Source organism: Duganella hordei, from assembly GCF_040369125.1.
In the GTDB taxonomy this organism is placed as follows: Bacteria; Pseudomonadota; Gammaproteobacteria; order Burkholderiales; family Burkholderiaceae_D; genus Rugamonas; species Rugamonas hordei.
Map to the genome: position 1 here is coordinate 155,214 of NZ_BPWI01000005.1, position 12,577 is coordinate 167,790.

A 12,577-nucleotide genomic window follows, 5' to 3' on the forward strand; every position below is an offset into this window, starting at 1 on the left:
TGCGCATATCGTGATTATAATTATGTAAATCGTTTAGTTTGATTTATTCTGTTTGATCACCCGCGAGCCTTCGTTGCCGTTTGCCGAGAGAGGCTTCCATATATGTACGCAGCAGTAGATTTAGGTTCCAACAGTTTCCGCCTCCACATCGGCAAGCATGACGGGGAGGCCATCCGCGTCCTCAAAAGCGTGCGCGAGCCGATCCGCCTGGCCGCAGGGCTGGACGAAAAAGGCAACCTGACGCCGGCCGCCATGCAGAACGCGCTGGCCTGCCTGAAAAACTTCCGCGCCGTGCTGGCCGCCTACCGCCTCGACGCGGTGCGCGTGGTGGCCACGTCGGCGATGCGCGTGGCGCGCAATTCCGCCGCCTTCCTGCCCGAGGCCGAGCTGGCGATCGGCTATCCGATCGAGATCATCTCCGGCGAGGAGGAGGGGCGCCTGATCTACATGGGCGTGGCCAACGCGGTATCGCTGCCCGGCGAGCGCCGGCTGGTGATCGACATCGGCGGCGGCTCCACCGAACTGATACTGGGGCGCGGCCAGGAGATCGAAAAGGTCGAGTCGTTCAGCGTCGGCACGGTCAAGCAAAGCCTGTCTTTCTTTGTCGGCGGCCGGGTCGACGCGCCGTCCTTCGAGGCTGCCATCCTGTCGGCGCGCAGCCATTTCGAGGATGCGGCGCCGCCTTACCATCCGCAGTTCTGGAAGCAGTGCTATGGCTCGTCCGGCACCGCCCGCACCATCGCCGACATCATCGTCAAGAACGGCATCGGCCGCGAGGTCAACGCCGCCACGCTGAACGCGCTCAAACAGCGCTTCATCGAATTCGGCCACGTCGGCAAGATCGAGATGGCCGGCCTGCGGCCGGACCGCGCCAGCACCATCATCGGCGGCCTGGCGATCCTGATCGGGCTGGTGGGCGAGCTGGATATCCCGGTGGTGCAGCCGATCGAGGCCGGCCTGCGCATGGGCGTGATGTGGGACCTGCACCTGCGCTCGACCAAGCGCGACCGCCGCGAGCAATCGGTGCAGGCCTGCGTGCAGCGCTTCCACGTCGACGAACGCCGCGCCAACCGCGTGGCCGACGACGCGCTGGCGCTGTACATGCAGACCAAGCCGGTGTCGGACCTGTACACCCGCCACCTGTACTGGAGCGCGCTGCTGCATGAAATGGGCATGGTGGTGTCGCACACCGGCTACCACAAGCACGCCGCCTACATGATCGAGAACGCCGATTTGCCCGGCTTTACCGCGCGCGAGCAAAAGACCATGAGCCGCCTGATCCTGGCGCACAAGGGCAACCTGCGCAAGGTGGTCGATGCGCTGGCGGACCCGGATTTCGTCAAGGCGGTGGTGGCGTTGCGGCTGGCGGTGCTGTTCATGCACTCGCGCCTGGACATCGACTTCACGCTGATCCGCCTGCGCATGAAGAACCGCATCGAGCTGGAAATCCGCCGCGAATGGGTCAGCGACCATCCCACACTGTCCTACTGGCTGGAGAAGGAACAGGAGCAGTGGGATGAAGTCGGTGTAGACTTCAGCATCCGCGCCAGCGGCTAAATATCGAGGAGATGCCCATGACCGACAGGATCAAACGCTGCTGCGCCTATGCGCTGCTGGCCCTGTCGTTTCCCGCCGCCGCCGCCGACAAGGCCGGGGACACCAACGTCACGCTGTGCTTCGAGCAGCAGGACGTGCTGCCCTGGCGTACCGAAAAAGGGGGCGGCCTGAATTTCGAGCTGCTCAAGATGGTCGAAAAGCGGCTCGACATCCATTTCGAATTTCAAGGCATCCCATGGAAGCGCTGCCTGGCGCAGCTGAAGGCGAACGCGGTCGACGGTGCCTTCGCCGTCAGCTACAAGCCGGACCGGCGCGAACTGGGCGAGTATCCGGGCGGGCAGCAGATCGACGCCGGCAAGCGCATGCACATCGACAGCTATGTGGTGATCCGCAAGAAGGGCAGCAGGGTCGATTGGGACGGCAAGAGCTTCCGCAACCTCGACGGCGCGGTCGGCTTCCAGCTGGGCTACTCGGTCGGCGACGTGCTGCGCGCGCAGAACATCGAGGTGGACGAGGGCAGCCAGCGGGCCGACGAGCTGGCGCGCAAGCTGATCGCCGGCCGCGTGGCCGCCGCGGCGGTCGGCGGCAGCGACGCCCATGGCCTGATGAACGGGCCGCTGGCGCCGCAGCTCGAGCAGCTGCCGGTGCCCATCATCGAGAAGCCGTACTTCCTGATCCTGTCGCACGGCATGGTGGCGGCGCGGCCGCAGCTGGCCGAGCGCATCTGGCGCGCGGTCGAGGAAGCCCGCAACAGCGCCGCCTACAGGAAGCTCGAAGCTATTGAAGGAGTCCGTCATTGACGCGCTGGATCCGGTGCTGATCCCGGGCGGCCCGCTGGCGCGCCTGCGCAGCGCATGGCGGCGCGACATCCTGCTTCGTCTCGGCTTCGGCATCTTCGTGGCGGTGGCGCTGTCGACCGCCGTCTACACCACCTATGTGATGAAGACGCTGCGCACCGAGGCCGAGCAGAACCTGCGCGAGCGCGCCGAGCGGCTGGCCGACGTGCTGTCGCAGGCGCTGGCGCGGCCGCTGTTCGACATCAACAGCGCCGCCGTCTCCAGCGTGGTCGACGCCTCGGGCGCCACGCCTGAGGTGCTGGTGCTGCGCGTGCTGGCGCCGAACGGCGCGGAGCTGGCCAGCTACGTGTCGCCGCTGCGCGAGCCGGTGGCGGCGATCAAGGTGCATCGCGACATCAACTTCACCGACGTGCGCCGCAGTTATCCGGTCGGCTCCATCGACCTGGCGTTCTCGCGCCAGCAGATGGACCAGGACCTGCGCCGCCAGATCTACAACACGGTGGCGGCCAACCTGCTGCTGGCGCTGGGGATCGTGCTGTCGATCTTCGTGGTGGGCCGGCGCGCGGCGCGGCCGTTCGCCGATATCCAGGACGGGCTGGAAAAGCTGACGCGCGGCGAGACCGACATCAACCTCTCCGGCATCGGCCGCGAGGACCAGGTCGGGCGCCTGTCCGACGCCGTGCTGCGCTTCCGCGACACCATGACCCGGTTGCGCGACGCCGAACAGGAACTGCGCGAATTGAACAGCGACCTGGAAAAGCGCATCGACGCCCGCACCCGGGAGCTGACCGGCTCCATGCAGATGGTCAGCGACAGCAAGGCCAAGCTGCAGACCATCGTCGATACCGCGCTCGACGCGGTGGTGCGCATGGACCTGGCCGGACGCATCGTCGGCTGGAACACGCAGGCCGAGCGGATCTTCGGCTGGAGCCGCGACGAGGCGATCGGCCTGGCGCTGGACAAGACCATCATCCCGCCGCGCTACCGCTACGACCACCGGCGCGGCATGCAGCGCTACATGGCCGGCGGCAGCGCGACCCGGACCGTGCTCGACACCCGGATCGAAGTGGTGGCGCTGCGCCGCAGCGGCGAGGAATTCCCGATCGAGCTGGCGATCACGCAGGTCAAGTCGGAAGGGCAGGACAGCTACGAATTCTGCGCCTTCATCCGCGACATCAGCGACCGCCGCGAGCGCGAGCAAAAGCTGGTCAATGCCAACGTGATGGCGGAGGCGGCCAACGTCGCCAAATCCGAATTCCTGGCCAATATGAGCCACGAGATCCGCACGCCGATGAGCGCCGTCATCGGCATGGCCTACCTGGCGCTGCGCACGGAGATGACGCCCAAGCAGCACGACTACATCAGCAAGATCCACCGCGCGGCCTTGTCGCTGCTGGGGATCATCAACGACATCCTGGACTTCTCCAAGATCGAGGCGGGGCGGCTGGAAATGGAGGCGATCCCGTTTGCGCTGGAGGAGGTGCTGGCCAATGTGTCGAGCGTGACGGCGCAGCGCGCGGCCGACAAGCAGCTGCGCTACCTGGTGGAAGTGGCGCCGGACGTGCCGCCCTACCTGGTCGGCGATCCGCTGCGGCTGGGACAGGTGCTGATCAACCTGGCCAACAACGCGGTCAAGTTCACCGCCGAGGGCGAGCTGGAATTGCGCTGCTCGGTGCGCGAGCCGGCGGTCGACGGCGGCAAAGCCACGTTGCGCTTCTCGGTGCGCGACACCGGCATCGGCATGACGGCGCAGCAGAAGTCCCGGCTGTTCCGCGCCTTCAGCCAGGCCAACGGCTCGACCACCCGCCACTACGGCGGCACCGGCCTGGGGCTGTCGATCTCGCAGCAGCTGGTGCGGCTGATGGGCGGGCATATCGACGTCCAGAGCGAAGTCGAGCAGGGCTCGACCTTCCATTTCGATTTGCAGTTTGCGTTGTCCGACGCATCGGCGCTGAAGAAGCAGGCAGCCCTGTATCCCGCCCAGCCTGGGGAGCTGACGCTGCAGGAGTCGCCGCGCCGCGCGGCGCGCGTCCTGCTGGCGGACGACAGCCTGGTCAACCAGGATGTGACCATCGGACTGCTGGATCTGCAGGGCGTCAGCGTGGATGTGGTCCATAACGGCCGCGAGGCGCTGGACCGCCTGCACGCGGCCGGCCCGGACACCTACGACCTGGTGCTGATGGACCTGGGCATGCCGGTGATGGACGGCCATGAGGCGGTGCGCCTGCTGCGCCAGGACAGCCGCTTCGACGAGCTGCCGGTGGTGGCCGTGACCTCGAACGCGCTGGCCGGCATGCGTGCGCAGTGCCTGGAGGAGGGCATGCAGGACTACATCACCAAGCCTATCGATCCGCAGCGCCTCTACAGCGTGCTGACGCGCTGGCTCGGGCTGTCGATGAAGGTGATCCCGCCGCTGCCGCCACGCGCCGACGCCGGCGGGCAGGATGCGCACCAGGCGCTGGCGGAACTGCGGGCGCTGCTGGCGGAGTTCAGCGGCGACAGCCTCGATTATTTCGACAGCGTGCGCGAGGCCCTGGCGACGCTGTTGCCGCCGCTGACGATGGGCCGCCTCACCAGCCACATGGAGCATTACGAATTCGAAGCCGCCGGCAAGTTGCTGGCGGCAGCAGCAAGAGACCAGGAGAACCCATGAACACGAAAAATAAAAACCTGCCCACTGTATTGATCGTCGACGATACGCCCGACAACATCACGCTGTTGTCCAGCCTCTTGAAGGACAAGTACAACACCAAGGTCGCCACCAGCGGCGCCATGGCGCTGCAGATTGTCGCCGCGGCGCCGGTGGATCTGATACTGCTCGATATCATGATGCCGGACATGGATGGCTTTGAAACCTGCCGCCGGCTGAAAGCCGATCCGCGCAGCAGCGCCATTCCGGTGGTGTTCCTGACCGCCAAGAGCCAGGCCGAAGACGAGGCCATGGGGCGCAGCGTGGGCGCGGTGGATTTCCTGCGCAAGCCGGTCAATCCGGACGTTTTATTTACTCGCGTCGCGGCGCATTTGCGATGAGGCAAGCAAAAACTGCGTAAATGATATATATTGTTTATATTGTTGAACAAAAAATGGAGTAGATATGAACAAACCTGCCGCAAAGACCGCCGAAAAACCCGCGCCCGCCAAGCCTGCCGCCGCAAAACCCGCACCGAAGGCAGCAGCGCCGAAGGCCGCAGCCAAGCCAGTCGTGAAGGCCGCCGCCAAACCTGCGCCGAAAGCCGCTGCCGCCAAGGCAGCACCTAAGGCCGCCGCACCTAAAGCCGCCGCTCCTAAAGCCGCCGCTCCTAAAGCCGCACCTAAGGCCGCAGCCAAACCAGCACCCAAGGCAGCCCCTAAAGCCGCCCCCAAGGCCGCCCCCAAGGCCGCAGCCAAACCAGCGCCCAAGGCCGCAGCCAAGCCATCCGCAGCCAAGCCAGCCGCGCCGGAAGCCAAGGTCAAGGTTCAGAAGGAAAAGCTGGTGCGCGACAGCTTCACCATGCCAGAGCAGGAATATGCGGTGCTGGGCCAGGTCAAGAAAGCCTGCCTGAAAGCCGGTTTCGAGATCAAAAAGAGCGAGTTGCTGCGTATCGGCGTCGCCCTGATCAGCCAGATCGACCTTGCCACGCTGCAAAACGTGCTGACCAGCCTGCCGCAGCTGAAGACCGGCCGTCCAAAGAAAAGCTGATTTAAAAACAACATGTCACGAAAATGACATTAGGCTGTCATTTTCTTGAAGTATTCGCTGGTTACGCTTGCTTCGTCTTCCACAGAAAGGATGAAGCATGCAAACCTCGATCATACAAGCGGACGCCCGAGCAACGTCCGGCAAGCTGGTACTCAGTATGGCAAGCACGCCGGAAGAACTGCGTGAAGTTCAACGCCTGCGCTACAAGGTGTTCATCGAAACCATGGGACTGAGTTCGCTCGTCCGCGAAGATGGCCTCGACAGCGACGAATTCGACGAGCACTGCGATCACCTGATCGTGCGCGATACCGCCACCTTGAAAGTGGTCGGTACCTACCGCCTGCTGAGCGCCTCGCGCGCCCGCAAACTGGGCCGCGTCTACTCCGAGGGCGAGTTCGACCTCGGCCGCCTGAACAACCTGCGCGGCCGCATGGTCGAAGCGGGCCGCGCCTGCATCCACCCCGACTACCGCGGCGGCAGCGTCATCATGCTGCTGTGGTCCGGCCTGGCCGAATACATGCGCCGCGAGAATTGCGACTACCTGGTCGGCTGCGCCAGCATCAGCCTGGCCGATGGCGGCCACAATGCCGTCGCCGTCTACCAGTCGCTGGCGGCACAGCACCTGGCGCCGTCCGAGTACCGCGTCACGCCGCACCTGCCGTTCCCGTTCTCCAAGCTGGAAGCCGCGCAAAAGCCGCAGGTGCCGCCGCTGCTGAAGGGCTACATGCGTTCGGGCGCCTGGATTTGCGGCGAACCGGCATGGGATCCTGATTTCGAAAGCGCCGACCTGTTCCTGCTGCTGCCGCTGGCCAACCTGGACGGCCGCTACGCCCGCCACTACGGCGTGGCCGGCGAACAGATGGCTGCCTGACGGATCCCCGCCGCCCCGTGTAGAATAAGCCGCAGTGCTTATTCTGCGGGGCTGCAATGAAGTTCGATACAGAAACCGACCGGACCGGATACCAGGAGCGCTCCGTGCTGCGCCATCGCGGCACGTCGTCCGACAATGCCGGCCGCGCCAACGACCGCGTCGCCGAGGAGCTGCCGGTGGCGCTGGTCGTCAATGGCATTTCGCATGCCGTCATGATGGTCACGCCGCGCGAGCTGGAAGCATTCGCGCTGGGCTTTGCGCTCACCGAAGGGCTGGTCGCCAAGGCCGGCGATGTATTCGACATCGAACTGCGGGAGCACGCGCGCAGCTTCGAGGTCAACCTCACCATCGCCCAGGAAGATTTCGTTCAACTGAAGCAGCAGCGCCGTTCGATGGCGGGCCGCAGCGGCTGCGGCGTGTGCGGCATCGAGAGCCTGGAATTACTGGACATGTCGCCGCCGCCGATCACGGCGCCGCCATTGCATGACGCGGCCACGCTGCCGCCGGCAATCGCCCGCGCGGTGGCGGAGCTGGGCCGGCACCAGGAGCTGATGAGTGCCACCGGCGGCGTGCACGGCGCCGCATGGTGCGATGCCGGCGGCGCCGTCCTGCGCGTGTGCGAGGACGTCGGCCGCCACAATGCGCTCGACAAATTGATCGGCCACCTGGCGCGCGACGGCGTGGACATGCAGGGCGGTTTCGTCTTCATGTCCAGCCGCGCCAGCTACGAGTTGGTGCGCAAGGCGGCGCGCATGAACATCCCGATGCTGGCGACGATCTCCGCTCCGAGCACGCTGGCGATCGACATCGCGGCCGAAGCGCGCGTCAAGCTGGTGAGCTTCTGCCGCAAGGACGGCTGCGTGGAATATACCTGATCTGATCGCTGCGATACCGGAAGCGATACCCAAAGCGGTATCTGAACGCACCAAAAAGTTATTGGCCGCATCAGGGAGAAGTGCCTAGTATCGGCTGTTGTCCATACTCGCCGCCGCCCGCCATGAACCGAACCATCTCCCGCCATCTGCTGGCCGCCATGCTGCTTTCCACCTCGGCGGCCGCGCCGGCTTTCGGCGCGGAACCGTCTGCCGCCGGCATGGCGCAGCAGGGGAACGCCGTGCTGTCGGTCGAACGCTTCGCCCAAGGGCTGCGCATCAAGACGGCCAGCGGCATGCTGTCGCTCGAACCCTGGTCCGACCGCATCATCCATGTGCGCTATGCGCGGGACGCCGGCTGGCAGGGCGGCTACAACCCGGCGGTGATCGCGCCGCCGCGTACCGTTGCGTGGACGGTCAACGACAGCGGCGCCAAGGTGGAGCTGTCGATGCCGGCGCTGCGGGTCGTGGTGGACAAGGCCAGCGGCGCGGTGGCGTTTCTCGATGCGGCCGGCAAGCCGGTCGTCGCCGAGAGCGGGGCACCGCAGCTGCCGCCACCCGGAGGCGGGGCGCTGAGCCAGTCGTTCGGCATGGGCGAAGAAGCCATCTACGGGCTGGGCCAGCATCAGAACGGATTGCTCGATTATCGCGGCAGCACGGTGCGGCTGCAGCAGGCCAATCGCGATGTGGGCGTGCCGATGCTGGTGTCGTCGGCCGGCTACGGCATCCTGTGGAACAACGCCGCGGTCACCGATGTCGACGCCGGCCTGCCGCAAAGCGGGCAACTGGTGCTGCGTTCTGAGGCGGGGCAGGGGATCGACTACCATTTCATCCTCGGCCCGGAGCTTGACCAGGTCATCGCCGGCTACCGCGACCTGACCGGCGCCGCACCCATGATGGCGCGCTGGACCTGGGGACTGTGGCAGTCGAAGGAACGCTATCAAACCCAGGAGGAATTGCTGGCCGTCGGCCGCCGCTACCGCGCCATGGGCGTGCCGTTCGACGCGGTGGTGCAGGATTGGCAGTATTGGCCGCAAGGCGGCTGGGGCAGTCACGAATTCGATCCGGCCCGCTTCCCCGATCCGGCCGGCATGGTGCGGGCGCTGCATGCCGACCATATTCATTCCATCATCTCGGTCTGGGCCAGGTTCGACCTCGGGCTGGCCAATCTGGCCGCGCTCGATCAGGCCGGCGCGGTCTACCCGGCCACCTACCGCAACGTCTACCCCGAGGGCAAGGGACGCTGGTACGACGCGTTTTCCGAGTCCGGCCGCGCCCTGTACTGGCAGCAGATCATGCAGCGCCTGGGCCGCCTCGGCTTCGACGGCTGGTGGCTCGACGGCAGCGAGGCGGAACTGGGCGGCGACTGGGGCCAGATGCGGTCCGTGGCCACCGCGCAGGGGCCGGGCGCCGAGGTCTATAACGCCTATCCGTTGTGGCACACCGCCGCGGTGTACCAGGGCGCGCGGCGCGATGTGCCGGAGAAGCGTTCCTTCATCCTGACCCGTTCGGCCTACGCCGGCCAGCAGCGCAACGCGGCCATCACCTGGTCCGGCGACACCAACGGCAACTGGGACACCTTCCGGCGCCAGATTCCGGCCGGCCTGAATTTCAGTCTGAGCGGCATTCCCTACTGGTCGGCCGACATCGGCGGCTTCTTTGGCGGCAAGCCAAGCGATCCGGCCTATGCGGAGCTGTTCACGCGCTGGTACCAGTTCGGCGCGTTCAATCCCATGTTCCGCGTCCACGGCACCGGGGACGGCAAGGAACTGTGGCAGTTCCCGCCCGCGACCCAGAAGATCCTGCTGTCTTACGACCGGCTGCGCTATCGCCTGCTGCCGTACATTTACTCGATGTCGTGGGACGTGACGCACCGTGGCGGCAGCATGATGCGCCCGCTGGCGATGGACTTCCGCGCCGACCGCGAAGCGCTGGCGATTACCGACCAGTACATGTTCGGCCCGGCCTTGCTGGTCAATCCGGTGGTGCAGCCGTCGGCGGCGGTGCGCACGGTATACCTGCCGGCCGGCGGGCAGTGGATCGATTTCTGGACCGGCGCGCGCCATGCGGGCGGCCAGGTCATCGCCGCCAAGGCCGATATCGCGACCTTGCCGCTGTTTGCGCGCGCCGGCAGCATCGTGCCGCTTGGCCCGGTCAAGCAGTATGCGGATGAGCCGAGCAGCGCGCCGCTCGAGCTGCGCGTCTATCCCGGCCGCGACGCCAGCTTCGAGCTGTACGACGATGAAGGCGACGGCTACGGCTACGAGCAGGGGCGCTACGCCACCACGCGTCTGGAATGGAACGACAAGACGCGCCAGCTGACGCTGTCCGCGCGCCAGGGGCAGTATCCGGGCATGCCGGCGCGGCAGACGTTCAGCATCGTCTGCGGCGCCGCGCCGCAAGGCAAGGCGGTCGCGGTCAGCTACAGCGGACAGGCGGTCTCGGTCGGCCTGCCCGCATGCCGCTAATAATCGAGTAAAAATTTCGCTTGCATCCCGGCGGTCGGCGGATTATATTGATTGTACCGATCGGTACAATCTTACTTATCCTCAAAAGGAACTCTCATGACCCGCCCCCCGCTGCCCCCGTTCACCCGCGAAACCGCGATCCAAAAAGTCCGCATGGCCGAAGATGGCTGGAATACCCGCAATCCAGAGAAGGTTTCACTGGCCTACACCGAGGACTGCCGCTGGCGCAACCGCGCCGAATTCGTCACCGGCCGCGCCGAGATCGTCGGCCTGCTGACGCGCAAATGGACGCGCGAACAGGAGTACCGCCTGATCAAGGAATTGTGGGCATTCGAGGGCAACCGCATTGCGGTCCGCTTCGCCTACGAATACCATGACGACTCCGGCCAGTGGTATCGCGCCTACGGCAACGAGAACTGGGAATTCAACGACGACGGCTTGATGCGCCTGCGCCTGGCCAGCATCAATGAAGCGCCGATCGCGGCGGCCGAGCGCAAGTTCTTCTGGGATCAGAACGCGCCGCGCCCGGCCGATCATCCGGGATTGAGCGATTTCGGTTTTTAAGAAAGTAAAAATGGCAAGAGTAATGGTCGAGCGCGGCGACGTGATTCCGCTGCTGGCGGAAGTATTCCGCACCTACGGCTACGAGGGCGCGAGCCTGGCCCGCATCTCGGAAGGGACGAAGCTGGGCAAGGGCAGCATCTACAACTTCTTCCCCGGCGGGAAGGACGAGATGGCCGACGCCGTGCTGGCCGAGATCGACGGCTGGTTCCGCGACCAGGTGTTCCAGCCGCTGCGCGCGGAGGACCCGGCGCAGGGCGTGGAGCGGATGTTCGTCGCGGTCGGCCGTTACTTTCTGTCGGGGCGCAAGGTGTGCCTGGTCGGCGTGTTCGCGCTGGGCTATGAGCGCGACCGTTTCGCCGCCAAGGTGCAGGGCTATTTCGCCGAATGGGTCGATGCGCTGGCCGATGCGCTGCTGCGCGCCGGCCGCGAGCCCGCCGCCGCGCGGGCGCTGTCCGAGGACATCGTCGGCGGCATCCAGGGCGCGCTGGTGCTGGCGCGCGCGGCCGGCGAACCGGAACTGTTCATGCGCACGCTGGAGCGCATGCGGCAAAGGTTGTCGCAGCCATAGTCCGTTTTATACCAGCCCGATGTCGCGTCCCCTGGTGCCGAAAATCTGCTCGACCTGGCCGGCATTGAGGCCGTACATGCGCGCCAGCAGGCCGCCGAACATGGCGCGGTATTCGTTGAGCACCGGGTAGTCGCGGTTCTGGAACAGCGTCGATTGCTCCAGCCGTATCTGCTCGCCGCGCACCTTGCCGCCCTGGACGCCGCCGCCCAGCACCCAGTACACGGTGCCGTGGCCATGGTCGGTGCCGCGGTTGCCGTTCTCGCGGAAGGTGCGGCCGAATTCGCTGACGACGATGACCACCGTGTCTTTCCAGTCCGGCCCCATCTCCTGCGCATAGCCGGCCAGGCCGCGCCCCAGTTCATCGAGGCGGCCGGCCAGGTAGCCGGTGGCGCCGCCCTGGCCGACGTGCGTGTCCCAGCCGCCGACGTCGACGAAGCCGATGTTGTATTTGTCCTTCATCAGTTTGGCGATGCGGCGCGCTTCCAGCTCGAAGCCCTTGGCGGTGATGGCGTTGCGGTTGGCCGCGTCCATCTCGCCTATCATTTCCTTCATCACGTCCTCGCGCACCACGAAGCCGTCGCGCACCTGCTGCGCCAGCGGCGTGCCGTCGTACATGGCGGCGATCAGCCTGGCCTGGCGGGCGTCGACCGAGGGTTTGGCGATCGAGCGCAGCGCCATGTTCGGCAACTGCGCGCTGCCTTGCATGATCAGCGGCAGCTGGTCGGTGAAGGAGATGGCGCTGGCCTTGTCCGCGTTCAGGGTCGCGGCCAGCCGGTTCAGGAAGCCGGAGCGGTAGTCGCGCGTGCGGTCCAGCGGCTGGCCCAGTTCGATGCTGTCCTGCGTTTCGAAGTGGCTGCGCGAGATATCCTCGGTGCCGGCGAACGGCACGAAGGCGGCCTGGCCCGCCGTGAACAGCGGATAGATGCTGTCGCGCAGGGCCGGATGCAGGCCCCAGTCGCCGTCTATCGGCAGCGCGGAATTGAGCTCGGCGCTGGGCCTGGGCACGGCGATGTTGGGCCGCACCTGGTAGTAGTACTGGCTGGAGATCGGCACCAGCAGGTTGGTGGCGTCGTAGCCGCCGCGCATGAAGACGAACAGCAATCGCGTCTTGCTGGCCGGCGCGGCCCACAGGTTGCCGGCCAGTGCGGCGGCGGGCAGGGCGGCCAGCGATTGAAGCAGGGTGCGGCGTTTCATGGCGCTT

11 protein-coding genes are annotated in these 12,577 nt (G+C 66.0%); 10 read left to right on the forward strand and 1 reads right to left on the reverse strand.

Translation table 11 applies throughout. From position 1 onward, the window contains the following. The first annotated feature begins 102 nt into the window (after positions 1–102). From ABWW33_RS13815 to ABWW33_RS13860, 10 genes are all read left to right on the forward strand, one after another. Positions 103–1,557: a Ppx/GppA phosphatase family protein gene (locus ABWW33_RS13815; protein WP_353402216.1), complete on the forward strand. Its 1,455-nt coding sequence runs from the start codon at positions 103–105 to the stop codon at positions 1,555–1,557. 17 nt (positions 1,558–1,574) lie between these two features. After that, positions 1,575–2,357 carry a substrate-binding periplasmic protein gene (locus ABWW33_RS13820; RefSeq protein ID WP_353402218.1) on the forward strand — a complete coding sequence of 261 codons (783 nt, stop codon included), beginning with the start codon at positions 1,575–1,577 and terminating at the stop codon, positions 2,355–2,357. Next, positions 2,338–5,007, forward strand: coding sequence for an ATP-binding protein (locus tag ABWW33_RS13825; protein ID WP_353402220.1), 2,670 nt, complete (start codon positions 2,338–2,340; stop codon positions 5,005–5,007). The genes ABWW33_RS13820 and ABWW33_RS13825 overlap by 20 nt, the downstream gene beginning before the upstream one ends. Continuing rightward, positions 5,004–5,384 carry a response regulator gene (locus ABWW33_RS13830; RefSeq protein WP_353402221.1) on the forward strand — a complete coding sequence of 127 codons (381 nt, stop codon included), beginning with the start codon at positions 5,004–5,006 and terminating at the stop codon, positions 5,382–5,384. The genes ABWW33_RS13825 and ABWW33_RS13830 overlap by 4 nt, the downstream gene beginning before the upstream one ends. 64 nt (positions 5,385–5,448) lie before the next feature. Continuing rightward, positions 5,449–6,033: a hypothetical protein gene (locus ABWW33_RS13835; RefSeq protein ID WP_353402223.1), complete on the forward strand. Its 585-nt coding sequence runs from the start codon at positions 5,449–5,451 to the stop codon at positions 6,031–6,033. A 97-nt stretch (positions 6,034–6,130) separates the two neighbouring features. Further along, positions 6,131–6,904, forward strand: coding sequence for a GNAT family N-acetyltransferase (locus ABWW33_RS13840; protein ID WP_176653782.1), 774 nt, complete (start codon positions 6,131–6,133; stop codon positions 6,902–6,904). 56 nt (positions 6,905–6,960) lie between these two features. Then, complete coding sequence (gene fdhD / locus ABWW33_RS13845) at positions 6,961–7,779, forward strand: formate dehydrogenase accessory sulfurtransferase FdhD (RefSeq protein ID WP_353402225.1); 819 nt, start codon at positions 6,961–6,963, stop codon at positions 7,777–7,779. A 122-nt stretch (positions 7,780–7,901) separates the two neighbouring features. Then, a complete protein-coding gene (locus tag ABWW33_RS13850) occupies positions 7,902–10,244 on the forward strand; it encodes a glycoside hydrolase family 31 protein (RefSeq protein WP_353402227.1) in 2,343 nt (780 codons plus the stop codon). A gap of 96 nt (positions 10,245–10,340) precedes the next feature. Further along, positions 10,341–10,808 (forward strand): nuclear transport factor 2 family protein, encoded by a 468-nt coding sequence (locus ABWW33_RS13855; RefSeq protein WP_176653784.1) that lies wholly within the window; start codon positions 10,341–10,343, stop codon positions 10,806–10,808. 10 nt (positions 10,809–10,818) lie between these two features. Continuing rightward, positions 10,819–11,376, forward strand: coding sequence for a TetR/AcrR family transcriptional regulator (locus tag ABWW33_RS13860; RefSeq protein ID WP_176653785.1), 558 nt, complete (start codon positions 10,819–10,821; stop codon positions 11,374–11,376). A gap of 6 nt (positions 11,377–11,382) precedes the next feature. On the opposite strand, the gene ABWW33_RS13865 is transcribed toward ABWW33_RS13860, so the two are convergent. After that, positions 11,383–12,570, reverse strand: a complete 1,188-nt coding sequence (locus ABWW33_RS13865) for a DUF1501 domain-containing protein (RefSeq protein WP_353402229.1) — start codon at positions 12,568–12,570, stop codon at positions 11,383–11,385. Positions 12,571–12,577 lie beyond the last annotated feature (7 nt).